Source organism: Halogeometricum pallidum JCM 14848, from assembly GCF_000337095.1.
In the GTDB taxonomy this organism is placed as follows: domain Archaea; phylum Halobacteriota; class Halobacteria; order Halobacteriales; family Haloferacaceae; genus Halogeometricum; species Halogeometricum pallidum.
Genome location: NZ_AOIV01000008.1, coordinates 34,298 through 58,361 on the forward strand (window position 1 = coordinate 34,298; position 24,064 = coordinate 58,361).

Genomic DNA, 24,064 nt, shown 5'->3' on the forward strand with positions numbered 1-24,064 from the left:
CTTTTTATGACAAGCGTCGGCGAACGCTTACCTCGCGGTGCGTGCTATCGTCACTCATGAGTTCGACAGACCGATTCCGCGAAGTCGTCCCCGTCGACGAACTCGAACGAGCGGGGCGGGTGCAGACCACCGTCGACGGCCGTTCGCTCGCGCTCTTCCACCACGAAGGGGAGGTGCGCGTCGTCGACAACCGCTGTCCGCACATGGGCTTTCCGCTGTCGCAGGGCAGCGTCGAGGACGGCGTGCTGACGTGCCACTGGCACCACGCCCGCTTCGAACTCTCCTGTGGCGACACGTTCGACCCGTGGGCCGACGACGTGCGGACGTTCCCCGTCGAGGTGCGCGACGGGAGCGTCTACGTCGACCCGCATCCCGAACCGGACGCGCCGCCCGCCGAACACTGGTCGACGCGACTGGAGGACGGCCTCGAACAGAACCTCCGCCTCGTCGTCGCTAAGTCCGCCATCGGCCTCGTCGACGCCGGCGTCTCCGAAGACGAGATAACGGAGCGCGGGGTGCGCTTCGGCGCGCGCTACCGCGAGAGCGGGTGGGGGCCGGGACTGACTATCCTCGCCGCCATGCGGAACGTCCTCTCCGACCTCGCGGCGGAGGACCGCAAGCGGGCGCTGTATCAGGGGCTCGTCCACGTCGGCGACGACTGCGCGGGCGAACCGCCGCGGTTCGACCAGGAACCGTTCGACACCGACGACGTCCCCTTCGCCCGCCTGAAGGAGTGGTTCCGCGAGAACGTCGAGGTTCGCGACGCCGACGGCGCGGAGCGAGTGCTCCGAACCGCGATAGCGAACGGCGCCGACGACGCCCGCCTCGCGGAGATGCTGGCCGCGGCGGCGACGGACCACCGCTACCTCGACGCGGGCCACGCGCTCGACTTCGTGAACAAAGCGTGCGAGGCCCTGGACCGCGTCGGCTGGGAGCACGCCGGGGCGGTCCTGCCGAGTTTGGTCGACGGACTGGCGGCGGCCTCGCGCGCCGAGGAGACCTCCTCGTGGCGGCAACCGGTCGACCTCGCGGCGATGCTGGAGGGGACGTTTTCGGACCTCGATTCGCTGGTCGCCGAGGGCTCGGAGTCGAACTGGTCGGCGCCCGACGGCTTCACCGAGACGCTGCTCGCCGAGGACCCCGACGCCGTCGTCGAAGCGCTCGAAGACGCGATTCGCGGGGGCGCGTCCGTCGAGGCACTGGCGGGCGAAGTCGCGTTCGCCGCCGCGACGCGCGTCGCCCGGTTCGCCACCGTCAACGAGTTCTCCGATTGGAACACGGTCCACCACACGTTCACCTACGCGAACGCCGTCCACCAGTTAGCCCGGCGGACCGAGTCGACCGACCTCTATCGCGGCGTGTTCGACGCCGCGGCGAACGTCTACCTCGACCGCTTTCTCAACACGCCGCCCGCGCCGCTTCCCGACCCCGCGTCCGACCCGGACGCCGACCCGTCGGCGCACCTCGACGCTCTCGTCGAGACGTTCGACGCGGAGGGCGAGGTGAACGAGGCGGGCGAACGCGCCGCGCACTTTCTCGACTGCGGCGGCGACGCGGCACTGCTCCGCGAGCGACTCGGCGCGGCCCTCCTGCGCGAGGACGCCGGCTTCCACACCTACCAGGCGCTCGAAGCCGGGTTCGCGCAGGCGCGTCTCCGCGAGGACCCCGAGGAAATTCGGACGCTCCTCGTCGCCGTCGCGCGCTACCTGGGCGCGCACTTCCCGACGCGGCGCGAACGCGAGCAGACGTTCACCATCGCCGCGCGGTTGCAACGCGGCGAGAAGCTACACGTCGACGGCGGGAGCGAGTAAGTCAGTCGCGTTCGGCGATTCGCTCGCCGGCGTCGTGACCGCTCCAGAGCGCCCGGTGGACGCGCCCCTCGCCGACCGTCCAGTCGCCGGCGAAGAACAGGCCGGCGTCCTCGGCGCTCCGAACCGCCTCCCCGTCGGCGCCGTTCTCCGGCAAGGCGTAGCGCCAGCCCTGGTCGTCGACCCACTCGGGGTCGGCGTACCGCTCGTCGTCCAGCAGGTCGGCGACCAGTTTCGCGGCGTCCGCGCCCGCCTCCTCGAGGGGGTCGTCGTAGCGGTCGGCCGACCAGTCGGGCGCCATCTGCGCGACGAGGAGGCTCTCCCCGTCGGGGACGTGTCCGTCCTTGCACTCCTCGCGGGAGAGCCACCCCACCTCGTGGCCGTCGTCGACGTTGACCGCGCCGTACCACGGGAACGCCTCGCGGAACGGGTAGTTCAGCACGAACGTGCGGATGGTGCGGTACTCCACGTCGGCGACGGCGTCGGTCAGGGCCCCGAGTCGGTCGTCGTCCCACTCGGTCGCCTCCAAGAGGGCGGCCGTCTGCGGCGCGGGCGGCGTCAGGAGGAGGGCGTCGAACGGCCCGTGCGTCGCGCCGTCGGTGTCGGTGAGGGTCCACGTCGACCGCTCGGACCCGACGTCCGCCCCCTCGCGGGCGATTCGCTCGACGCGGGTTCCCTTTCGCACTTCGGCGTCCGTCCGGTCGAGGAGGCGCTTGCCCAACTGGGTGATGCCCTCCGTCCACGTCCACTTGTGCGCCTCGTCGTCGTCGCCCTCGCGTATCTCGCCGTCGCCCTCGAATATCCAGACGGGTTCCTCGACGTCGACCAACCCCTCCTCGCCGAGGTCCCGAATCAGTGACTCGGTCCGCTCGTCACCCTCTTTCACGTAGTTGGCGCCGTGGTCGTAGCGGCAGTCGTTCTTCCTCCGCGTCGCGGCGCGCCCGCCGACGCCGCGGCTCTTCTCCAGTATCGTCACCTCGGCGTCCGCCCCGCGGAGGGCGTACGCCGCCCCGGCGCCCGCCGCGCCCGCGCCGACGATGCCGACGCGGGGGGTCATCGCTTCGTCTCGCCGTCGTCCGGTGTCGTCCTGTCGCTCACGAACGCGGCTTAGGACCGTCCCCGCTTCATAGTAGCGCCCGCGGGCCTTCGCGCTCTCGACCCCGCGCGAATCCGGGGGTCTATTACCCGCGCCGACGCCGACTCGCGTATGAACGAACACGGGACGGTCGGCGATGCGGAGATTCCCGCCGTCGGACTCGGGACGATGGGCCTCGACACCGCCGAGGAGGCGCGCGCGGTCACGACGGCGCTGGAGATGGGCTACCGCCACGTCGACACCGCGCAGATATACGGGAACGAGTCGGTCGTCGGCGACGCCGTGGCCGCCGCGGACGTGCCGCGCGAGGAGGTGTTCCTCGCGACGAAGGTGTGGGCCGACAAACTCGCGCACGACGACGTGCTCTCCAGCGCGCGGGAGAGTCTGGACCGGTTGGGGGCGGAGTACGTCGACCTGCTGTACGTCCACCGCCCCATCGACGCCTACGACCCGGAGACGACGCTCGCGGCGTTCGACCGCCTCCGCGAGGAGGGGCTGATTCGCCACGTCGGCGTGAGCAATTTCACCGTCGAGGAACTCGCCGCGGCGCGCGACCACCTCGACGCGCCGATAGCCGCCCACCAGACGGAGTTCCACCCGCTGTTCAACCGACCGGAACTGCTCGAGGACGCCCGAGAGCACGGCGAGGCGGTCGTCGCCTACTCGCCCATGGCCGGCGGCCTCGTCTCGGAGGTGGAGGAGGTGGTCGCCGTGGCCGAGAAACACGACACCACTCCTCACGCCGTCTCGCTGGCGTGGGCGCGCGAGAAGGGGTGCGCCGTCGTCCCGAAGGCGAGTTCGGAGTCGCACCTCCGCGCCAACCTCGCGGCGGCGACGACGCTCGAACTCGACGGGGCCGACGTGGCGCGAATCGACGGCGTCGGTCGGGAGCGAGAGCTATTTCCGGAGTGACGGCGAATTCCCCGGAACGGTTATAAGTCATAATATAGTGAATAGGAGTATGCGGATTCCGAGTGGGGTCAGCGGTTTCGATCACCTCATCCAAGGGGGGTTCCTCCCCGGTCGACTCTACGTGCTGTCGGGTCCTCCGGGAAGTGGGAAGACGACGTTCACCGCCCAGTACGTCGCCGAGGGACTACGAAACGGGGAGAACTGTATGTATATAACGATGCACGAGACGCGCGAGGAACTCGTCAACGACATGTCGAGCTACGAGTTCGGCTTCGAGACGCTCACCTCGTCGGACCAGTTCCGGTTCATCAATCTCGCCAGCCAGAAAGGCAAGCACGTCCTGAATCAGTTTTCGGGGAGCGGGAACACCTCGGGCGTGCAGAGCCTGACGGACAAAATCGTCGCGTTCGTGAACTCGCGCAAGGTGGACCGCCTCGTCATCGACTCGACGATGCTGCTCCAACTGCTGTTCACCGGCGACGACCAGGAGATGACGCGGTTTCTGACCGCGCTGAAGCAGGGGGACGCGACGACGCTTCTCATCTCCGAGATGACCGACCCGAGTTCCTACTCCGACGAGCACTTCCTCGCTCACGGGGTCATCTTCTTCCACAACTACCTCGAAGCGACGGGGATGACGCGGGGGATTCAGGTGGTGAAGATGCGGGGGACGAACATCGACTGTGACATCCGGTCGCTGACGTTCACGGACGAGGGATTGAGCGTGGACCCGATGGACCACGTGGACTTCTGAGCCATGTACGAACGCGCCTTCGACGTGGACTGGGACTCGCTCAGTGCCGAGGAGGCCCTCCGTCGGATGTACGCGCTGGGCACCGCCGCCGAGTTAGGCCACGAATACGAGGCCGAGCGTACGCGCATCCTCCGGATGGCCACCACAGCGTACCAGCGGAGCGTCCTCGACTTGGCGTACGCCGAGGGGCGAAACGCCGTCCGGGACCACCGCGAGGAGTACGACTCCGACGCGGAGACGTGGGAGGCGCTCATCGAGGCGAAGGGAATCACGGTCGACCCCGAGACGGACGCCGATGCCGACGCCGACGACGAACCGGGACAGCACCTCCCGGACGCCATCGGACGGGCGTCGATGCTCGAACTCGACGTCGACGACCTCGAACGGCTCAGACTGCCGAAGTTCCTCCGCCGCGAGGACTGAGACCCGGCCGCCATCTGCCGCTCGCTGCTCGCCGTTCGTCGCTCGTCGCCGACCGTGGATTCTTCGGTGTCGGACGCCTACGGTCGAGTATGTCCCGACAGGGTTCGGACGTTCCGACGAGCGACGACGAGTGGCGCGAGCGACTTACGGACGAGGAGTACGAGATACTCCGCGAACGCGGGACGGAATCCCGCTTCAGCGGCGAGCACCTCGACCGCGACGAAGACGGCGTCTACCGCTGTGCGGGGTGCGGCGCCGAACTGTTCGAGGCCGAGACGAAGTACGACTCGGGGTGCGGATGGCCCGCCTTCTTCGCGGCGAACGACGACGCCGTCGAGACGGAGACGGACACCCGCCACGGGATGCGCCGTATCGAGGTCACCTGCAAGAACTGCGACGGCCACCTCGGCCACGTCTTCGACGACGGCCCCGACCCGACCGGCAAGCGCTACTGCATCAACTCCGTCGCCCTCGACTTCGCCCCCGAGGAGTGACGCGCCGAACCGGCCGTTAAGCCGTCGTTCCGACGCTCGCTCCCCGTCCGGAGAGCGAGTCTCCGTCCCACCCCGCGGAGTCGGTCCGCGTTACCGCGCTCGTAACGCGGCGTAACGGCCGAATTCGCCCGGGATACCGCGTTTATACTGAATACTCGCCCGGCGAGTGGTTCCGCAATGACTCACGGCACCTCCGGGCGGACGCTGTCGCTCTCGGCGTACGGACTCGTGTTCTTCGGGTTCCTCGCCGTCGCGGCCGGCGTGCTCTACCCCGCCGAGGCGTTCCTCTCGGAGACGACGGCGTGGACGCTCGTCTCCTCGGGGGCGACGTTCGACGGGCGGCCCGTCGTCGTCGGCGCCGGACTCGTCCTCGTCGGGTTGACGTGGGCGTTCCTCGGCGAGATGCTCGTCCTCGCCCGCGGTCGGACCTGACCGGACGACCGATTTTTGTCCTCGCCGCGAACACTCGCGGTATGCACGTCCTTCTCGTCGGCGGCACCGGTCTCATCAGCACGGGTATCACGCGGCAACTCGTCGAGTCGGGCCACGACGTGACGACGGTCACGCGCGGCGAGACGGACGCCGACGTTCCCGACGGGATTCGCGAGGTCCACGTCGACCGCACGGACTACGAGGCGTTCGAGCGCGAGATGCGGGAACTCGAACCCGCCCCCGACGCCGTCATCGACATGGTGTGTTTCTCCGAGGACGACGCCGAGAGCGCGGTCCGCGCGTTCGAGGGCCGTGTCGACCGCTTTATCTTCTGCTCGACCATCGACGTCTACCACCGGCCGCCGCCGTCGAACCCCGTCGACGAGGACGCGCCGCGGAACCCCCCGGTCAGCGACTACGCCGCGGGGAAGATAGCCGCCGAGGACGTGTTCTTCTCGGCCGACGGCGACGCCTTCGACGTGACGATTCTGCGCCCGTGGAGCACCTACGGCGAGGGTGGAACGCTCCTGCACACGTTCGGGACGGACTCCTCCTATATCTCCAGAGTCCGCGAGGGGCGGCCGATAGTCGTCCACGGTGACGGCACCTCGCTGTGGGGGCCGTGCCACCGCGACGACGTGGCCCGCGCGTTCGTCGGAAGCGTGGAGGCGGACGCCGAGACGGTGGCCGGCGAGGCGTACAACGTCACCAGCGAGGAGACGATGACGTGGAACCAGTACCACCGGCGCGTGGCCGAGGCCCTCGACGCGCCCGACCCGGACCTCGTTCACGTCCCGACGAACGTGCTCCGCGTCGTCGCGCCCGACCGGACGGAGATGCTCCGCGACCACTTCCGGTACAGCACCGTCTTCGACAACTCGAAGGCGAAACGCGACCTCGGGTTCGAGTACACCGTCGACTTCCGAACCGGGGCGAGGCGGACGGTCGAGTGGTTGGACGAGCGCGACGAGGTCGACGCCCTCGGAGAACGGGAGTTCGAGGACCGACTCGCGGCGGCGTGGCGCGAGTCGACCGACGAGTTCGTCGCGTCGTTCGACGCCGAAGAGGCCTGATGATTCGGGTTCAGACGTCGCCGGCCTCGTCCTCCGCCGATGTCTCCGCGTTGGCCTGTCGCTCCGAACTCGCCCCCTCGTCCCGGTCGTTCGCGGCGTCTATCCAGCGGTTCGCCCTGCTCTCGGGGACGCCCGCCGCTGTCGCCACGCGCGCGGCGTCGGCGCGGCGTATCGACGACAGCGAGTCGATGCCCTCCTCGTGGAGTCGCTCCGCGTACGTCTCCCCGAGACCGCCGAGCACGGTCAGTTCGCTGCGGAAGCCGTCCTCGACGGTCGACGACGACGATTCCGGCGCCTCGGAGTCGTCTTCCGACGCCGCGGCGTCCCAGACGTTCTCGCCCGTCCGCGTCGTCGCGTCGGCGGATAGGACGTACTTCAGTTCCCCGTGCGGGACGAACCCCGAGACGCGCTTTCGCTTCGTATCCTCGAAGAGCAGGACGCCCCCGTCTATCGCTTTGAAATTCTCGCATTCGACCGTCAGTCCGGACTTCGTGACGGCGTACATCTCTGACTCGGCCGCGTCATCGTCTCCCATATCGGGTACGAGTAGGTCGCCGGCCCGTAAACGCCCTGCGGCGGGAGGACTTTCCCGTTCGGCCCTCGTCGAGGAGGTATGGCCGCCGACGTGCCCGACGAGGTGGAGGAACTGCTGACGAGCGAACCGCTGATGGCGCACCTGGCGACGTGCCGCGACGGCCGACCCCACGTCGCGCCCGTCTGGTACCGCTACGAGGACGGCATCGTCGAAATCGTCACCACGGGGACGAAACTGCGGAACCTGCGCGAGAACCCCCGCGTCTCCCTGTCGGTGCAGAAGGACCAGGGCGGGCGCGCCGAGTGGGCGGTGACGCTCCTCGGGACGACCGAGATAGTCGAGGACGAGGCGGAGACGCGGGAGGCGACGCGGCGGATAAACCGAAAGTACGGCGCCGAGGAGGACGCGTGGTCCGAGAACGTCCTCGTCCGCGTCGACGTCGGCACCGCGACGCACAGCGCGTACGACTGAGCGAGCGCCGGCCGACGAACGCTTTTATCAGATGCGGTGAATAGACGTCCCGTAGCGATGGACAGGCGCGCGGACTTGGATAGGTTGTACGCCCTCCTCGGCCGCCTCGACGCGCGGGTCGGCGGCGCGCGCCGCCTCGGCGACTGCACGGGCTACATGGACTGGCCCGACCGCGGGGTGTACCTCTTCCTCGCGCCGGGGGAGACGCGGGCGTTTAGCGGCGCGCGCCGGGTGACGCGCGTCGGCACGCACGCCGTCTCGACGGGGAGTTCGACGACGATGTGGGACCGATTGAAACAGCACTACGGCACCGGCGCGGGCAGTTCGGCGCACCCGCACGGCGGCAACCACCGCGGTTCCGTCTACCGCCGCCGCGTCGGCGAGGCGTTCGTCGAGCGGTACGCGCTTCACGACCGGTACCCCGACTGGGGGACGACGCGGGTTCCGGCGGACCGCGAGCGGAGCGAGGTGCGAGACGAGGAGTACCCGCTGGAACGCCGCGTCAGCGCGTTCCTCCGCGACCAGCCGTTTCTCTGGGTCGACGTGGACGACGAACCGGGACCGGACAGCGACCGAGCGCACCTCGAACGCAACCTCGTCGCCCTGCTGAGCAACTACGACCGCTCCCCGGTCGACCCGCGGCGGAGCGACTGGCTCGGAAACTACGCGCGGAGCGCGAAGATTCGCGCCTCCGGGCTCTGGAACGTCGAGCACGTCGCGGAGTCGTACGACCCGGCCTTCCTCGACGCGTTCGAGGCGGCCGTCGAACGGACGGGGTCGGTCTGAGGGTCTTCGGTCACCTGGCTACTCCCCCGACTCGTCGTCGGCCAGCACCGCGACGCCCGTGAGGACGAACCACGTCATCCACAGGGCGAACGCGAGCAGGGCCAGCGCGTACCGGGCCGTCGCGTACGCCGCGCCCTCGAAGACGGCGGGAACGAGGAACTCGGCGACGGCGACGAGAAGGGTCGCACAGACCGCCCCCGCCGCGGTGTTGCGTCTGATGGCGGGCGCGCCGGTGAGCGACATCGTTCGCCCCTCGCACACCGCGGACAAACCGTTTACCCTGCCCGCGGGCGCCGCCGGGTCGGTCGAGCGCGGCGCCGACGAGCGCGCTATATAGCTCGGGCGACTCGGTTCGAACGTGACTCTGACGCGCGGCGCCGGCGGTGAGGGCTGACGTGACGAGCGAGGCGGAAGCGCCGGCCGCCCCTCCCGCCCCCGACGGTGGGTCGATGTGGCAGCTGTACGCCGAGTACGGCCGCGACAACGGCGGCAACGCGATTCTCGGCACGGTGATGGCGCTGTTTTCCCGAGCGACGGGACTCGTTCCGCCGCTCGTGTTGGGGCTGGCGATCGACGCTATTCTGCTGGGGACACGCCCCTTCGGGTTCCCGTTCGTCCCCGACTCGTGGCTCCCGAATGCGCCCGGCGGGCAGGTGTGGCTCACCGTCGGCGTGCTGCTGACGGCGACGCTCCTCGGCGGTGCGGCGTCGTGGCTCCAGAGCTACGGCTGGAACCGGTTCGCACAGAACATCCAGCACGCGCTCCGCGTCGACGCCTACGAGCGGCTGCAGCTACAGGACCGCGCGTTCTTCGACCGCTCGCGGACGGGCGAACTGCTGTCGGTGCTGAACAACGACGTGAACCAACTGGAGTCGTTCCTGACCGACGGCGTCAGTTCGGCGCTCCGACTCGTCGCCCTCGTCGTCGGCGTCGGCCTCGTGCTGGCCGCGCTGAACCCGTGGTTGGCGCTGGTGTCGATGGCGGCGGTGCCGCTGTTGACCGTCTTCACGCTCCTGTTCGTTCGGCGCGTCCAGCCGAAGTACGCCCGGATGCGGCGGACCGTGGGCGAGTTGAACGCCCGACTGGAGAACAACGTCAGCGGCATCGAGGTGATAAAGACCGAACACACCGAGCGGTACGAACTCGACCGCGTTCGCGAGGCGTCCCGCTCGTACTACGACGCCAACTGGGACGCCATCCGGACGCGCATCACGTTCTTCCCCGGTCTCGCGGTCATCTCGGGACTGAGCTTCGCCGCGACGTTCGCCGTCGGCGCGTTCTGGGTGCTGAACGGACCGCCGGCGTTCCTCTCGGGCGCCGTCTCGCCCGGGGAGTTCGTCACGTTCATGCTGTACACCCAGCAGTTCATCTGGCCGCTCGCGCAGTTCGGGCAGATAGTCAACAATTACCAGCGCGCGAAGGCGTCGAGCGACCGCGTGTACGGCCTGCTCCACGCCGAACGAGCGGTGACGGAGCGACCCGACGCCGCCCCGCTGGACGCCGTCGCGGGCCGCATCGACTACGAGGGCGTGACGTTCGGGTACGAGACGGAGTACGACGCGGAGAGCGAGGGCGAGAGCGACGATACCCCGTCCGCGTCGGCTCCGGCCCCGACCCCGGTCCTCCGGGACGTGTCGTTCTCGGTCGAACCGGGACACACCGTCGGCGTCGTCGGCCCCACGGGGAGCGGGAAGTCGACGCTCGTGAAACTGCTCGTCCGTCTGTACGACCCCGACGAGGGCGTCGTCCGCGTCGACGGCCGGGACGTACGCGACGTGACGCTGTCGAGTCTGCGCCGGGCGGTCGGCTACGTCTCACAGGAGCCGTTCCTGTTCTACGGCACCGTCCGCGAGAACATCGCCTACGGCACGTTTGATGTCGCCGAGGAAACCTCGGCGAGCCGCCGGACGTCGTCCGGCGACGCCTCCGACGAGGACGTGCGGACGGCGGCCGAACGGGCGGCGGCCCGCGAGTTCATCGAGAACCTGCCCGACGGCTACGACACGCTGGTCGGCGAGCGGGGGGTGAAGCTCTCGGGCGGCCAGCGCCAGCGCGTCGCCCTCGCGCGGACGTTCCTGAAAGAGCCCGCGATTTTGGTGTTGGACGAGGCGACGAGCCACGTCGACACCGAGACGGAGGCGCTCATCCGCCGGAGCTTAGACGAGTTCGCGGCCGACCGGACCACCGTCGCCATCGCCCACCGACTCTCGACGGTGAAGGACGCCGACGAGATTCTCGTCCTCGAAGCCGGGCGAATCGTCGAACGCGGAACCCACGAGGAACTGCTCGACGAGGACGGACTGTACGCCAACCTCTGGCGGGTGCAGGCCGGAGACATCGACTCGTTGCCCGAGTCGTTCTTCGAGGCGGCCATCGCGCGGCGGGCGGCGCTGGAGAGCGACGGCGGGGAGTGACGGGGAGTGAACGGACGCCGGGACGCGGGTCCTCGCGTCCGGCCCTCAGAGGACGAACGCGCCCTCGGGGAGCAACTCCCGTTCGGTCCGTTCGGCCTCCGGCCCCGACTCCACGAGACCCGGTTCGGTCGGCGCCTCCGCGAAGCGGTCCGGGTCGGGTTCGACCCGTTCGAGCATCGAGGAGAACACCGTGTCCTTCCGGCCGCCGGCGCAGACGATGCCGCCGTACCTCCGTTCCTCGAACGGCGCCTCGTCGGGGTGGGGGAACTCCTCGCGGAGTATCTCCGCCGTCTCCTCGACGAGTTTCGCCGCCTCGCGCTGGGTGTAGAGGCTCTCCTCGGCGTACGTCGCGGCGTGCTCCGCCTCCAGTCGCTCGGTGAGGTGTTCGGGCGACTCGTACAGCACGGACCGCGTCGTCCGGTGGCCGGCCGCGAACCGGAGGTTGACCGTGAAGCAGTCCGGGTAGCGGAGGATTATCGGGAAAAAGAGCATGTCCAAGACGGTGATGCGCTGCTGCATCCGCCAGATGCCTTCGAGGTAGTAGGCCGCGATGGCTCCGACGGCGTCGTCGCGTTCGCCGCGCGCGTAGGCGAAGGCGACAGACTCGTAGTCCTCGCCCGCGACGCTCCGTAGTCGGTTTCGATAGGTGTCTGCGATTTCCTCCATCTCGCGTTCGTACGCCTCCAGAAGCGGCACGTCCGGGTCCGCGAGCATCGCGGCCTTCCGCTCTTGAGCGTCCGCTACCCGCATCATGTTCCGGTGGAACTCCCGCTCTGCGTCCTCGTCCGGGAGGGGCGTCACCACCGCCCGCCCGTGCAACACGTCGAGACTCCCGTTGTACCGTTCCCGCTGACTCCCCATTCGAGCGATAATATGTCGACTGGCTGTATTAAACTCTCGCACCTGCGCGCGGACGCGTGTTTCTGCGTGCCACACCCGACACGGCGTCGGCGCCCGTCCCGGCGCAGTCCCGCGAACTCGTCTCCGCTACTCCAGCGCCGCTCTGACGTTCGCCTCGGCCTCCCGAAGCGCCGCCACAGCCCGATCTTCCGGCAGTTCGTACTCGACGACGAGCGGTGCGGTCAGGTCGGCGTGTTCGTCCAAGAGAGCGACGAGGGTGGGCAGGTCCAACCGTCCCGCCCCCGGCAGGTCCTCAATCTCCGCCTCGGTGGTGTCCTTCAGGTGGACGGCGACGATTCGGTCGCCGAGTTCTCGAATCACGTCCTCGGGGTCCACGTCCTCGACGAGGAAGTGGCCGGTGTCGACGCAGACGCCGAGTCGCGGGTCGTCGTAGCGCTCCAGCACGGCGCGCACGTCGTCGATGGACGAGAAGACGGCCGAGAGGTCGTCGTGGTGGACCGACGAGTAGTTGTGGACGGCGACGTCGACGTCGAACTCCGCGGCCGCTTCGACGAGCGCCTCCGTGACGTCGTCGCGGTCCGGCGGGTAGTTGACCGCGAGGTACGACGCCCCGAGTCGGTCGGCGAACGCGACGTAGCCGCGGACCTGCTCGGCGTCCTCGATGTCGACGACGCCGTATCCGCAGACGGAGACGCCGGCGGCCGAGAGGGCTCGCTCGGCGGCCGCGACGGTCTCCTCGTCGTCGTCGGCCGAGAGGTGCCCCTCCCAGAGGTCCACGGCGTCGATACCCGTCTCCGCGAGGTCCGACAGCAGTTCCTCGAGCGTTCGGTGCTGGAAGACGACGGTCTGTACGCCGACGGCGTAGTCCCCGGTCATGCTTTCCCCTGCGCGCGACGGGGGAAAACTGTTCGCGCGTCGCGCCGTCCAACAGTTAACACGTCACGGCCCTTGGTGTCTCCAATGAGTTCGACCCGCTCCCTCGGGGCCCTCCGACTGACGAAGCCCGAACTGGCGGTGTTCGTCTCCGGCGTCGCCAGCATGGGGTTGGAGATTCTCGCCGGTCGGATGATAGCGCCGCAGTTCGGCAGCAGCATCTACACTTGGGGCAGCATCATCGGCGTCTTCCTCGCGGCGCTGAGTTACGGCTATCACCGCGGCGGCAAACTCGCGGCCGAGCGAGCGACGAACGGCCGGATGGCCCGCGTGTTCCTCCTGACGGGGGCGTACGTCGCCGGTCTCATCTTCCTCGGCGACCTGCTGTTGCGCGCGTCGGCCGGCTTCCCGCTCCCGAGTCGGTTCGCGTCGCTGCCGGCCATCACGCTCCTGTTCGGCCCGCCCACGTTCTTCCTCGGGTACGTCAGCCCGTACGCGGCGCAGTTGTCCGCGAAGGACGGAGTCGGCGAGGCGTCGGGGCACGTGTACGCTCTCGGCACCGTCGGGAGCATCGTCGGCGCGTTCGCCACGACGTACTTTCTCGTCCCGTCGTTGGGGATAACTCAGATAGCGCTCGTTTTCGGCCTGCTCTCGGTCGGGACGGCGCTCGTCCTCGTTCGCCCGCGCGCCGACGGCGACCACGCCGTCGCCAGCGCGTTCGTCGTCCTGTTACTCCTCGCGGCCGCCGGGAGCGGCGCGGCCGGCCTCAGCGTCGAGGGCCGCGTCGTCTACGAGACGCAGACGCCGTATCAGGAGCTCCGCGTGGTCGACAGCGGCGAGGTGCGGACGCTCTACCTCGACGGCCAGCGACACAGCGCGATGGATCTCGAAGAGCCCTACCGCCACGTGTTCGACTACACGCGTTACTTTCATCTCCCCCTCCTGATGACCGACGACGTCGACCGGGTGCTGTTCGTCGGCGGGGGCGGGTTCACCGGGCCGAAACGGTTCGTCCGCGACTACCCGAACGTCACCGTCGACGTGGTGGAGATAGACCCCGAAGTCGTCTCGACGGCGAAGCGGTACTTCTCCGTCGAGGAGTCTGAACGGCTGAACGTCTACACCCGGGGCGGCAGACAGTACCTGCAGGAGACCAACCAGACGTACGACCTCATCGTCCTCGACGCCTACCGCAAGGATAAGGTGCCGTTCGAGTTGACGACGGTCGAGTTCATGGAACTCGCGAACGACCGACTCGACGAGGACGGCGTGCTCTTCGCGAACCTCATCTCGGCGCCCTCCGGGCCGGCCTCGCAGTTCTACCGAGCGGAGTACAAGACGATATCGCGGGCGTTCCCGCGGGTGTACAGTTTCCCGACGGCCGGCGGCACCGTCGTGCAGAACATCGAAGTCGTGGCTACGAAAAACGACGCCCGACTGACCGAGGAGGAACTGCTCGCGCGGAACGCGGAGCGCGAGATAGGAATCGACCTGTCGAGCGAGATACGGAACTACCGCGAGGCGCCGCCGACCGACGACGTACCCCTCCTCCGCGACGACAGGGCGCCCGTCGATAGCCTGCTCGACCCGATGGTCGGCCAGCGCTACGTCCTGCAGGAGTCGAACGCGTCGAACTCCTCTGACGCCGGAAACGCGACGATCGGGACGGCGGCCGACCGCGAGTCCCTCGCCGCGCGGTCGCTCGGTCCGACGGCGTCCGCGGAGACGCCGTGGACGCCCGCCGCGCGCGAAGCGGCGACGGTCGGCGGCGGGTTCGCCCGGTAGTCTCCGCTCGTCCTCCAGTCGCGTCGCGCTACCGCAGGTTCATCTTCTTCGCCGTCTCGGCGGCGTGCTGCGCCACCTGGTCGATGCTCGCGCCCGACTGCTGGGAGAGGACGCGGGCCAGCATGCCGAGTTGGCGGGTGGCCATCTCCTGTAACTCCTCTTCGTCCACGTCGTTGGCGAAGTAGTACTCGTCGTCGACGTTGTCGCCGACGAGGCCGACGTACACCGACTCGGCATCGCTGTCTCGGACCGCCGCGGCCGCCTGTTCTTTGACCTCCTCGAACTCCATGGGTTCCTCGCGTTCGCTCATGGGGGGACGGACGGCCGCCCGCGGGTAAAGTGAACGGGCCGCGGCGAGACCGTCGGACCGGTCGTCGCCCCGCGCCCTTTCCCGTCCGCCGCCAACCATTAGCCGCCGCCCCGCGCACGCCCCGACGTGCCGGACGCGTTCGCGTGGACCGAGAGCTACTGGCTGGTGCGCCTCGTCTTCCAGCGAGCGCTCGCCGTCGTCTACGTCGTCGCCTTCCTCGTCGCGGCGCGGCAGTTCCGGGCGCTGGCGGGCGAGGACGGCCTGCTCCCCCTCGACGAGTACGTCGACCGAACGGCGTTCCGCGAGCGACCGAGTCTCTTTCATCTCTTTCCCGACGACCGGGTCGTCGGCGCGGCGGCGTGGACGGGCGTCGCCCTCGCCGTCTGCGCCCTCCTCGGCGTCCCCTACTGGCTCCCCGACCCGTACGCCGTCCCCGCGTCGATGCTGCTTTGGGGTGCGATGTGGGCGCTGTACCTCTCCTTCGTCAACGCCGGCCGGGTGTTCTACGGCTACGGCTGGGAGTCGATGCTGTTGGAGACGGGCTTTCTCGCCGTCTTCCTCGGCGCGGGGCCGAGCGGTCCGCCCGTCGTCGTGATGTGGCTCCTGAAGTGGGTGCTGTTCCGCAACATATTCGGTGCGGGCCTCATCAAGATTCGCGGCGACGACTGCTGGCGCGAGTTGACCTGCCTCGACTACCACTACGAGACGCAGCCGATGCCGAACCCCGGAAGCTGGTACGTCCACCACCTCCCCGAGCGGTTCCACCGCCTCGAAGCGCTCGGCAACCACGTCGTCGAACTCGCCGTCCCGTTTCTCTTCTTCGCGCCGCAACCCTACGCGGCGATAGGCGGCGTCGCCACCATCGCCTTTCAACTGTGGCTGATGGTCTCGGGCAACTTCTCGTGGCTGAACGCGCTCTCGGCGGTGCAGGCGATAGCGACGTTCAGCGACGGCGTGCTGACGGGTGCCGCCTCGCTCCTCCCCGGAGTCTCCCTCGCGGCGCCGACGGTCGCGCCCGCACCGCTTCCCCTCCGAATCGCGGCGTGGCTCGTCGCTCTCGTCGTCCTCGCGCTGAGCGTTCGCCCCGTCACGAACCTCCTCTCGGAGTCTCAGGCGATGAACACGTCGTTCGACCCGCTCAGCCTCGTCAACACCTACGGCGCGTTCGGGTCGGTCACGCGAGAGCGCTACCAACTGGTCGTCGAGGGGACGAACGCCGACGACCCGAGCGAGAGCGACTGGACCGCCTACAAGTTCGCGGGACAGCCCGTGCGGACGGACGAGCGACCGCCGCAGTGGGCGCCGTACCACCTCCGACTGGACTGGCAGCTCTGGTTCGCCGCGATGCGGCCCCGCCCCGGCCCCCGCCAGCGGTGGGTCGCGCCGTTCCTCGCCGGCCTCCTCGACGGCGACGAGGCGACGCTGTCGCTCTTGGGGGAGAACCCGTTCGAGGGCGACCCGCCGGAGCGGGTTCGCGTGTTCCGCTACCGCTATCGGTTCACGACGCCGGCGGAGCGGGCCGAGACGGGCGAGTGGTGGCGCCGCGAGCGACTCGGCACCTACGTCGCCCCCGTCTCCGGCCGGGAGTTCGAGCGCAGGGGGCAGCGGGCGATTCGGCGGCCGGCGACGACCCGGTGAGGGGCGGCTTTCCTCGTCCGGTTCCCGGTCTCACGCCCGCGTCGGCTTCGAGACGATTTTCCCGAGAAGGTCGCGGTTGTCCGCCCCGCGGCGGTACGCCCACTCGCGGGCGTTCCGGTAGGCGCCGTACTCCCTGAGCGCCGAGGCGAGCGGACGGGCGTGCGACCCGTACTCGGTTCGGAGCAGCGCCTCCTCTATCGCGGCGCCGCAGGAGTACCGCTCATCGCCGACGAGGAGGTACGCGCAGTTCTCGTACACCGGCGGAAGCCGGTCGCGGAGCGAGGCGTCGATGTCGGAGAAGCCGACGATTCGCACGTCCGCGTTGCCGTCGAGCCAGTCGGCACACCACGTGCAGAAGCCGCAGTCGTCGTCGTAGACGAACGTCGCTTCGGTCATGCGCGGGGGTTGGGGCCGGAGACGGAAAGTCTGTGTCTCTCGGCACGCCGCGGGCGGTGGAACTTCCCGACGGGGGCGAGACGGGCGCGTATGGAACGGTTCGTCCGACGCATCGTCGGCGGCGGCGTGGCGCTGGTCGCGGGACTCTGGGCGGTCGCTCTCCCCGGCGAACGACCGCTATGGGCGGCGGGCGTCGCACTCGTCCTCGTCGGCGTCGCTGCCCTCGCGGACGGCGTCTGGCGCGAACTCGACGTCGGCGGTTGACGGCGCGACACCGGGAGAGGTGGGACCGTCAACCCCCGATCGAGGCGAAAACGGCGCGAATCCGACCGCGGGGCTACCGCTCGTGCGCGTCGAACTCCTGGTAGATGACGTGTCCGCAGGCCTTGCAGTGGGAGGCGTCGTGGTCGTGGCCCGTGAGGCCGCAGTCGGGGCAGGTGACGTCGACCGTCTCCCGTCCCGTCCACTCGCGGACGATCTTACTCGCCTGCCACGGGACGAGGATGATCGCGGCGAGGACCGCGGCGACGGTCACCCACCGTCCCGCCTGCGTGACGGGGGTGATGTCGCCGAAGCCGACGGTGGTGAGAGCGACCACGACGTAGTAGAACGCGTCGCCGAAGTTCCCGATTTTCGGGTTCGTCCCGGCTTCGACGCCGTAGAACAGTCCCGCCGAGAGGAAGAACAGGACGAGGACCGTCAAGAGCAGTTTCGTCACTCGGAGCGACTGGACGGAGACGGTGCCGAAGAAGAACTCCTCGTCCCGCGTGAACCGATAGAACCGCAGCACGCGGACGATGCGGATGGCGCGCAGGAATCCGACCGTCGTCACGATTACGGGGATGGGGAGAAAGAGCACCGCAAGCGTCGGCAGGACCGACAGCAGGTCGACCACGGTGTACGGGTCGGTGAACTCGGCGACGCGGTCCCGGGCGCCGTACAGTCTGAGCGCGTATTCGAGGAAGAACACGGCCGCGACGGCGACCTCCGCGTTCCAGAGCAGCGACCGGGTCGCCGCCGAGAGGGCGTACGTCTGCACGACGAAGATGCCGACGAACACCACGTTCAGCGCCAGCAGCGCGATGTCGATGGTTTTGCCCGTCGGCGTCCGGTGGTCGAGGAGGTAGAAGCGCACCCGCTCTCGGAGACCGTTCGGCACCCCCGCCGCGTGGTCAGTCATCGTCGGCAGTTGGAACTCACGGTAGATGGGCTTTTCAGATGACGGCCGCTCCCGACGGCGGGGTCACGGCGAGCGATGAAACGACCGGAATGACAGAAACGCTGGCGGTCGGAGCGCGCGGGAACGTAGCGCTCGTACGTTCGCCGTCAGTCGGCGCTCACGCCTCGAACTCGTCTGTCACGTCCTCCAGTTCCACAGTGCCCTCGGGGACGCGGTAGGCGGCGACGACGTGCCGGTCGGCGTCCGGGGAGTTCTCGGTTTTGTCGACGGCGTAGCCGACGTAGGTGCAGTCCTCGCGCGTGAACTCGACGACGGAGTACCCCCAGTTGTGGCTGTCGAAGAACTCGATGTGCGGGTTCATCGCCGTCACGAGGGTCGTGAGCAGGGGTTCGGTGAGGCGGCCGCGCAGGCCGCGGGTGAGGTGGAGCGCTTCGGCGACGTTCAGCGACGTTATCGCGGGCGTCATGAACTCCACGCCGATGCGTTCGCCCTGCGCGACGCCCTTGCCGCCCGACACGCGTCCGGGGTAGGAAGTCTGCTGGTAGGCGGCGACGTAGCAGTGCATGTCGCCGGTGAGCGTCACGAAGTTGTCGACGTCGGCCGCGCCGATGGCCTCCGTGATTCGCTGCCGTTCGCGCGTGTAGCCGTCCCAGCCGCCCTGCACCGGAAACACCGAGAGCGGTCCCGACCCGAGACGGAACGGCACCGTGAGCACCTCGTCGGCCCAGACGGTCCACGTCGACGCCGACTCGGTGACGGTTCGTATCAGCCAGTCTCGCTGCTCTTCGCCCAGCATCGTCCGCCCCGGCGGTTCGTACTGCGGGCCGACGTTGTCCGGCGTGGGTATCGCCTCCCGCGGCGGGTCGCGGTACAGTCGCTCGTCGGTCATCGCCAGCGTGACCAAGTCGCCGAACTCGAAGGAGCGCCAGAGCTGAAACCGCTCCTGCAGCGACTCGCCCTCGGGGTCGTACGACACCCGCGCGGGCAGATACTCCCACCACGCGTGCATCGCGTCGGCCACCAACCCGGTCATGAACTCGGGGTCGTCGGCGCGCGGGTGGTCGCCCGACGGCGCGTCCGCCCGCCGGTCCCAGTAGACGTCGTTCACGAGTTCGTGGTCGTCCCAGCCGACGACGAGCGTGTGCGATTCGAGCGCCTCCTGGAGGAACCGGTCTCGGCGATAGGTCCGATAGAGGTAGCGGTAGTCGTCGAGCGACTGGACCCGGTCGTGGCCGCTCGGAAACGCGAGGTCCCTGCCCTCGTACTCGTACGACCCGAGCCCTTTGAAGTCGCCGGCGCTGGACTCGTAGACGAAGTCGCCGACGTGGACGAGAAAGTCCACGTCCGCCTCGGCGACGCGGTGGTACGCGGGGTAGTAGCCGTTCTGATAGTCCTGACACGCCAGCACCGCGAACCGGACTGACTCGGGGGACGCGTCGGCGGCGGGCAGCGTCCGGCACCGCCCCGTGCGCGAGGAGACGCCCCGGTGGACGAAGCGGTAGTGGTACGCCGACCCCGGGTCGAGTTCACCGTCGAGGTCGATTCGCACCGTGTGGTCGTGCGCGCGAACCGACGTTTCGTCGGTCACGACGCCCTCGAAGACCACCTCGTCGAACGCCTCGTCGGCCGCGACGCGGACCGCGAGGGGCGACTCCGGGTCGTAGGCGTCGGGGGCGACGCGCGTCCAGAGGACGACGCCCTCCGGCGTCGGCCCGCCGCTAGCGACGGACTGCGGGAACGTCTCGTCGGGGTCCGCGTCGGGGTCGAACGCGAAGGGGTCCTCGTCTGTCGTCTCGCCGACGCGCGCGTCGAACGCCAAATCGTGGGAGTCGAGTTCCGAGAGGAGAGTTCCGTGGTCGTCGGTGTGCCCCGCCGTCGGCGGGAAGTCGCCGGCCATGGGGTCCGTCGCTCGGCCGGGGCGATGGGAGTTTCGGTCCGAGCGACCGGATGGACGGGCGGACGAACGGGGGCGTGATCGCCGTCGGTTTCGGCGCCGTTCAGAGGTTGCCGCGCAGGTGGAGTTTCTCCGAACCCTTCGTCTCGACGGCGGTGTTGTCGACCGTGTAGTCGTCGGTGTTGGCGTCGCCCCATCCCATGTCGGCCTTGACGGTGTCCGCGAGGCTCGGGTCGGGGTCGACGTACGCGGTGTCCCCGTCTATCTTCGTAACCAGTCCGAGCGTGTTCCCGCTGGCGTCGACGACTTCCTTGCCCTCGTCGTCGTCGGTGAAAGTTACTGTCACGGTCGAGATAGTCGGCCGCCCGGCACTAAGGCCTGCTGGCACCCGTACTCTCCTCTCTCGCGCGTGTCGACCGTCGGGTCTCTCGCCCGGCGCCGTCGCGCCGGTCCCGTGTCTGCCCCAGTAGGTAAAGGGCAGAGCGGCGAAGAGGTGACACATGAGTCAACTGCTCCAGTCGCTCCCCAACGCGCGCGGCGGAACGGTCGGAGACTCCGGTCGCGTCGGCGTCATCGGTGGCAGCGTCGGATTCCCTGGACAGCCGTCGCTCACGGCGCTGGCCGCACTCCGCGCGGGCAGCGACGTCTCGAAGGCGCTCGTCTCCGAGGAAATATACTCGGTCGTCGCGAGTCACTCGCCGGACCTCGTCGTGGACCGCTACGCGGGCGAACAGTACGACGACGAGGCGGTCGAGTCCGCCCTCGAACTCGCGGATTGGGTCGAATCGCTCGTCCTCGGACCGGGCCTCGTCGACGCCGACCCCGACGCCGTCAGGCGGACGGTCGACGAGACGGACCTCCCCGTCGTCGTCGACGCCGACGCCATCGACCCCCTGTTGAACGCGGACCTCTCGGATGCGGTCGTCACGCCCGACGACAACGAAGTCGGCCGAATCGAGGAGGAACACGAGTCGCTCGAAGCGTTCACGTCCGCCACGGGCGCCGTCGTCGTCGCGAAGAGCGACGTGGACGTCATCGTCGCCGACGGCGAGCGAACGACGAACGACACCGGCTCACCGGTGATGACCGTCGTCGGAACGGGCGACACGATGGCGGGCGTCATCGCCGCGCTGTTGGTGCAGGGTCTCGACCGACGCGACGCCGCCGAACTCGGGGCGTGGATCGTCGGCCAGGCGGGCGAACTCGCGACGGTCGAACGCGGCAACGGCATCGTCACGACGGACATCATCGAGAAGATTCCGCAGACGGTGCAGTGAGCGCGGACGGCGACCCCCTCGGCCGCGCCGGCGGTCGCAGACGATTTCGGCGCGCGGTGCGGCGTGGATTCGCCTCACTGCGGGGGGAGAGTTCGCGACGGGCCTCCGTCGGCCGGAAACGGTCAGCAGGTACTGTGCAATAGGGTTCGATGACTCGGTAGCGGCCGAACACAACGCGTGCTGGAAATCGGGCTTCGGCCGATGTCGACGAAATCAGTGGCACCCAACCTCACGGGCTACCGAACGTGTACGACCGGATGCACGCGACGAGCAAGCCCGTGACCATCGGTACGGTCGCGATACTTTTGGCCGGATTCGCGTATTTCGGTCCCGGAGGCGCCGGCCTCTCGTCGCTCGTCGGTATCGTCTTTCTGTTCCTGACGGTGCCGACCGGCGCGCACATGATTTCGCGAGCGGCGGAGCGGACCGGCATCCCGTTCCTGGGACCCGTGACGTGGCCCGGAAAGGCCGACGGGGAGTAGGGGAACGCCGCTTCTGAGACAACTGTCTCCGCCGTTCACTCCGCCACCCACGCCGCCGAAACGAACAGATACGACTCTCCGGTGTTCGTTTCATCCCTCCGTCTGCTGCTCCCTGACTGCGGAGCTCACTCTCTCGTCCCAAACGGCCCGTTAGCACACTCCTCACGCCTCGCGCCACCGTGGTTCAGGGTAACAATATCGATTCCCAGAGAGAATAAAATCATTTCTCTTAATACCCTCAAGTTATTATGTCGGGTACACGTGCCTTCCCTAAACCTCGAACCACTGACGTACGAGGACCTCCCGCCGGAGCAGCGTCCGACCCTTCTGCAGGCGCTGGTCCCCGTTCTCGGGGTCGTTCTGTTCCTCGCCGTCGGCTCCGGATATCTGAAACTGGCCCCGCACGGACCGCTCCTCTGGAGTATCGTGCTAACCGGCGCGGTGGGCAAGTACTGGCTCGGCTACTCGTGGGACGACCTCTACGAGGGCTTGGCGGACAGCCTGCTGATGGGCTTACAGGCCATCCTCATCCTGTTCGTCATCTACGCGCTCATCTCGACGTGGATCAGCGCCGGAACGATTCCCGGGCTCATGTACTACGGGCTCGCGGTGTTGACGCCGGAGGTCTTCCTGCCGGCGACGGCGCTGCTCGCGATGGCGGTCGCCTTCTCGATCGGTTCGTCTTGGACCACGGCCGGCACTCTCGGCGTGGCCTTCATCGGCATCGGCTCGGGTCTCGGCGTGCCAGCCCCGATGACCGCGGGCGCCATCCTCTCGGGCGCCTACGCGGGTGACAAGCAGTCGCCTCTCTCGGATACGACGAATCTCGCGGCCGCGGTGACCAACATCGACCTCTACGACCACATCCGCGCGATGCGCAACGGAACGATCCTGGCTTTCGGCCTCTCGGTCCTCCTCTACGCGGTTCTGGGGCTGCGAGCCGGCGGCACGATTCCCGTCGGCCGCGTCGCCGAGATTCAGGGTGCTCTCGCCGGGACCTACGACCTCTCCGCGCTGGTCTTCCTGCCGCTCGTCGTTACCTTCGGGCTGGCGCTCTACGGCGTCTCCGCCCTCCCGACGCTGGTCGCCGGCGTCTTCGCCGGCACCTTCGCGACGGTTCTCGTCCAGGGTCGCTCGTTCACCGCCGCTTGGGGGGTCTTCCTCGAGGGAACGGCTCCCGAGACGGGGACGACGCTCGTGAACGACCTGCTGGCCAGCGGCGGTCTCTCCGGGTCGGCCTGGACCATCTCGGTCGTCGTCGCGGCCCTCGCGCTCGGTGGACTCCTCGAGCGAACCGGCGTCCTCGCCGTGCTCGCCCACTCGCTCGCGTCGGCCGTCCGCGGCCCGCGCAGTCTGGTCGTCGGGACCGGCGTCTCGGCCATCCTCGTCAACGCGTTCTCCGCCCAACAGTACATGAGCATCGTCGTTCCGGGGCTCACCCTCCGGAATCTCTACGACGAGTACGGGCTGGCCGGCGAGGACCTCTCGCGGGCTATCGAATCTGCGGGTACCCCGACGGGCGCGCTCTTCCCGTGGCACGCCGGCGCGGTCTACATGTCCGCCGTCTTCGGGGTAGGGACGCTCGCGTACGCTCCGTACTACTTCTTTGCGTTCCTCTCGCCCCTCGTCCTGTTCGCGACGACGCTCCTCGGCGGACGGTACGACGGGACGGCCGACGCCGACCCCGCCGAGTCGCCGGCGGCGGTCGACGACTGAGGAGTCCCGACCTCGAAGTCACGGTTCGAGTACGCCTCCACAGAAAGTCGGCCTCGGCACTCATAGGGTTCGTCACCGTCGGGTGCCACCCCGACTCGGAACGGTGCCGTCGTCATCGGCCGTGCGGCGATATCGGAGCCACCGGCAAGAGCGTTCCGAGAGACCGCGCCCGCGACTACGGCATCGCCTCGTTCTCCGCATCCGCGAGGTTGCGGAGGCGGTCCGTTCGGGTCGAATCGAACTGCCGTTGACACCGGGCGACCCACGACTCGGCGTCGTCGGTCGTCTCCGGCGCCGCGTCGGCGGACGGGGCGTCGGCGGGCGTCGATTGGGAGGTGGTCGTCTGCGATTCGGTCGTCGGTCGAGTGTTCGTGCTCACGAGTTTCGAGTGGTGTCGCGGGTCGGTCGTCTGACTGTCCGCCGCCGAAGAGAGTTACGCGCGTACGGGTACGAC

26 protein-coding genes and 1 pseudogene are annotated in these 24,064 nt (G+C 68.8%); 16 read left to right on the forward strand and 11 right to left on the reverse strand.

Translation table 11 applies throughout. From position 1 onward, the window contains the following. Positions 1 to 56: 56 nt before the first annotated feature. On the forward strand, positions 57 to 1,811 hold the full coding sequence (locus C474_RS04465) for a Rieske (2Fe-2S) protein (RefSeq protein WP_008384402.1): 1,755 nt from the start codon (positions 57 to 59) through the stop codon (positions 1,809 to 1,811). Between the two features lies 1 nt (position 1,812). Here the strand turns inward: C474_RS04465 and C474_RS04470 are convergent, their stop codons facing one another. After that, entirely contained in the window at positions 1,813 to 2,865 is a 1,053-nt protein-coding gene (locus C474_RS04470; RefSeq protein ID WP_008384404.1) for an NAD(P)/FAD-dependent oxidoreductase, read from the reverse strand. Between the two features lie 150 nt (positions 2,866 to 3,015). Here C474_RS04470 and C474_RS04475 point away from each other — a divergent pair, with 150 nt between their 5' ends. From C474_RS04475 to C474_RS04500, 6 genes are all read left to right on the forward strand, one after another. After that, positions 3,016 to 3,816, forward strand: coding sequence for an aldo/keto reductase (locus C474_RS04475; RefSeq protein WP_008384405.1), 801 nt, complete (start codon positions 3,016 to 3,018; stop codon positions 3,814 to 3,816). 49 nt (positions 3,817 to 3,865) lie between these two features. Continuing rightward, the gene (locus tag C474_RS04480; protein WP_008384406.1) at positions 3,866 to 4,570 is read left to right on the forward strand and encodes an RAD55 family ATPase; all 705 of its coding nucleotides are present in this window, start codon (positions 3,866 to 3,868) and stop codon (positions 4,568 to 4,570) included. A 3-nt stretch (positions 4,571 to 4,573) separates the two neighbouring features. Then, positions 4,574 to 4,993: a hypothetical protein gene (locus tag C474_RS04485; RefSeq protein WP_008384407.1), complete on the forward strand. Its 420-nt coding sequence runs from the start codon at positions 4,574 to 4,576 to the stop codon at positions 4,991 to 4,993. 89 nt (positions 4,994 to 5,082) lie between these two features. Continuing rightward, a complete protein-coding gene (msrB, locus tag C474_RS04490) occupies positions 5,083 to 5,487 on the forward strand; it encodes a peptide-methionine (R)-S-oxide reductase MsrB (protein ID WP_008384408.1) in 405 nt (134 codons plus the stop codon). A 177-nt stretch (positions 5,488 to 5,664) separates the two neighbouring features. Further along, positions 5,665 to 5,919, forward strand: a complete 255-nt coding sequence (locus tag C474_RS04495) for a hypothetical protein (protein WP_008384409.1) — start codon at positions 5,665 to 5,667, stop codon at positions 5,917 to 5,919. A gap of 41 nt (positions 5,920 to 5,960) precedes the next feature. After that, a complete protein-coding gene (locus C474_RS04500; RefSeq protein WP_008384410.1) occupies positions 5,961 to 6,992 on the forward strand; it encodes an NAD-dependent epimerase/dehydratase family protein in 1,032 nt (343 codons plus the stop codon). 10 nt (positions 6,993 to 7,002) lie between these two features. Here C474_RS04500 and C474_RS04505 read toward each other — a convergent pair whose 3' ends face one another. Then, complete coding sequence (locus C474_RS04505; protein WP_008384411.1) at positions 7,003 to 7,527, reverse strand: helix-hairpin-helix domain-containing protein; 525 nt, start codon at positions 7,525 to 7,527, stop codon at positions 7,003 to 7,005. Between the two features lie 78 nt (positions 7,528 to 7,605). On the opposite strand from C474_RS04505, the gene C474_RS04510 reads away from it, so the two are divergent. Together C474_RS04510 and C474_RS04515 are read left to right on the forward strand one after the other, a co-directional pair. Then, entirely contained in the window at positions 7,606 to 7,998 is a 393-nt protein-coding gene (locus tag C474_RS04510) for a pyridoxamine 5'-phosphate oxidase family protein (RefSeq protein ID WP_008384412.1), read from the forward strand. 57 nt (positions 7,999 to 8,055) lie between these two features. Further along, positions 8,056 to 8,784: a hypothetical protein gene (locus tag C474_RS04515; protein ID WP_008384413.1), complete on the forward strand. Its 729-nt coding sequence runs from the start codon at positions 8,056 to 8,058 to the stop codon at positions 8,782 to 8,784. 18 nt (positions 8,785 to 8,802) lie between these two features. On the opposite strand, the gene C474_RS04520 is transcribed toward C474_RS04515, so the two are convergent. Next, on the reverse strand, positions 8,803 to 9,027 hold the full coding sequence (locus tag C474_RS04520; protein WP_008384414.1) for a hypothetical protein: 225 nt from the start codon (positions 9,025 to 9,027) through the stop codon (positions 8,803 to 8,805). Between the two features lie 152 nt (positions 9,028 to 9,179). On the opposite strand from C474_RS04520, the gene C474_RS04525 reads away from it, so the two are divergent. After that, entirely contained in the window at positions 9,180 to 11,198 is a 2,019-nt protein-coding gene (locus tag C474_RS04525) for an ABC transporter ATP-binding protein (protein WP_049916717.1), read from the forward strand. 45 nt (positions 11,199 to 11,243) lie between these two features. On the opposite strand, the gene C474_RS04530 is transcribed toward C474_RS04525, so the two are convergent. Then, on the reverse strand, positions 11,244 to 12,059 hold the full coding sequence (locus C474_RS04530) for a hypothetical protein (RefSeq protein ID WP_008384419.1): 816 nt from the start codon (positions 12,057 to 12,059) through the stop codon (positions 11,244 to 11,246). 126 nt (positions 12,060 to 12,185) lie between these two features. Further along, positions 12,186 to 12,935, reverse strand: coding sequence for a sugar phosphate isomerase/epimerase family protein (locus C474_RS04535; RefSeq protein WP_008384421.1), 750 nt, complete (start codon positions 12,933 to 12,935; stop codon positions 12,186 to 12,188). Between the two features lie 84 nt (positions 12,936 to 13,019). Between C474_RS04535 and C474_RS04540 the strand changes: the two genes are divergently transcribed. Continuing rightward, complete coding sequence (locus C474_RS04540) at positions 13,020 to 14,717, forward strand: spermidine synthase (protein ID WP_008384424.1); 1,698 nt, start codon at positions 13,020 to 13,022, stop codon at positions 14,715 to 14,717. Positions 14,718 to 14,745: 28 nt separating this feature from the next. On the opposite strand, the gene C474_RS04545 is transcribed toward C474_RS04540, so the two are convergent. After that, on the reverse strand, positions 14,746 to 15,027 hold the full coding sequence (locus C474_RS04545; RefSeq protein ID WP_008384425.1) for a hypothetical protein: 282 nt from the start codon (positions 15,025 to 15,027) through the stop codon (positions 14,746 to 14,748). A 126-nt stretch (positions 15,028 to 15,153) separates the two neighbouring features. On the opposite strand from C474_RS04545, the gene C474_RS04550 reads away from it, so the two are divergent. After that, the gene (locus C474_RS04550) at positions 15,154 to 16,665 is read left to right on the forward strand and encodes a lipase maturation factor family protein (protein ID WP_008384427.1); all 1,512 of its coding nucleotides are present in this window, start codon (positions 15,154 to 15,156) and stop codon (positions 16,663 to 16,665) included. A 30-nt stretch (positions 16,666 to 16,695) separates the two neighbouring features. Here C474_RS04550 and C474_RS04555 read toward each other — a convergent pair whose 3' ends face one another. Further along, complete coding sequence (locus tag C474_RS04555) at positions 16,696 to 17,061, reverse strand: DCC1-like thiol-disulfide oxidoreductase family protein (RefSeq protein ID WP_008384429.1); 366 nt, start codon at positions 17,059 to 17,061, stop codon at positions 16,696 to 16,698. Positions 17,062 to 17,151: 90 nt separating this feature from the next. Here C474_RS04555 and C474_RS22510 point away from each other — a divergent pair, with 90 nt between their 5' ends. Further along, positions 17,152 to 17,325, forward strand: coding sequence for a hypothetical protein (locus C474_RS22510; protein ID WP_008384431.1), 174 nt, complete (start codon positions 17,152 to 17,154; stop codon positions 17,323 to 17,325). A 73-nt stretch (positions 17,326 to 17,398) separates the two neighbouring features. On the opposite strand, the gene C474_RS04560 is transcribed toward C474_RS22510, so the two are convergent. The 3 genes from C474_RS04560 to C474_RS04570 all read right to left on the reverse strand — a co-directional run bounded on the left by C474_RS04560 (position 17,399) and on the right by C474_RS04570 (position 20,481). Further along, positions 17,399 to 18,241 carry an ion transporter gene (locus C474_RS04560; RefSeq protein WP_049916718.1) on the reverse strand — a complete coding sequence of 281 codons (843 nt, stop codon included), beginning with the start codon at positions 18,239 to 18,241 and terminating at the stop codon, positions 17,399 to 17,401. Between the two features lie 157 nt (positions 18,242 to 18,398). Beyond that, a complete protein-coding gene (locus tag C474_RS04565; RefSeq protein ID WP_008384435.1) occupies positions 18,399 to 20,138 on the reverse strand; it encodes an alkaline phosphatase D family protein in 1,740 nt (579 codons plus the stop codon). A 100-nt stretch (positions 20,139 to 20,238) separates the two neighbouring features. Beyond that, entirely contained in the window at positions 20,239 to 20,481 is a 243-nt protein-coding gene (locus tag C474_RS04570; protein WP_008384436.1) for a hypothetical protein, read from the reverse strand. Positions 20,482 to 20,635: 154 nt separating this feature from the next. On the opposite strand from C474_RS04570, the gene C474_RS04575 reads away from it, so the two are divergent. The 3 genes and pseudogenes from C474_RS04575 to arcD all read left to right on the forward strand — a co-directional run bounded on the left by C474_RS04575 (position 20,636) and on the right by arcD (position 23,610). After that, the gene (locus C474_RS04575) at positions 20,636 to 21,412 is read left to right on the forward strand and encodes an NAD(P)H-hydrate dehydratase (RefSeq protein ID WP_008384438.1); all 777 of its coding nucleotides are present in this window, start codon (positions 20,636 to 20,638) and stop codon (positions 21,410 to 21,412) included. 236 nt (positions 21,413 to 21,648) lie between these two features. Then, positions 21,649 to 21,894 (forward strand): annotated as a pseudogene (locus tag C474_RS04580) (cation:proton antiporter); the annotation flags it as partial. A 261-nt stretch (positions 21,895 to 22,155) separates the two neighbouring features. Then, positions 22,156 to 23,610 (forward strand): arginine/ornithine antiporter ArcD, encoded by a 1,455-nt coding sequence (gene arcD / locus C474_RS04585; protein WP_008384441.1) that lies wholly within the window; start codon positions 22,156 to 22,158, stop codon positions 23,608 to 23,610. Positions 23,611 to 23,785: 175 nt separating this feature from the next. Here the strand turns inward: arcD and C474_RS04590 are convergent, their stop codons facing one another. After that, on the reverse strand, positions 23,786 to 23,989 hold the full coding sequence (locus C474_RS04590; RefSeq protein ID WP_008384443.1) for a hypothetical protein: 204 nt from the start codon (positions 23,987 to 23,989) through the stop codon (positions 23,786 to 23,788). Positions 23,990 to 24,064: the final 75 nt, after the last annotated feature.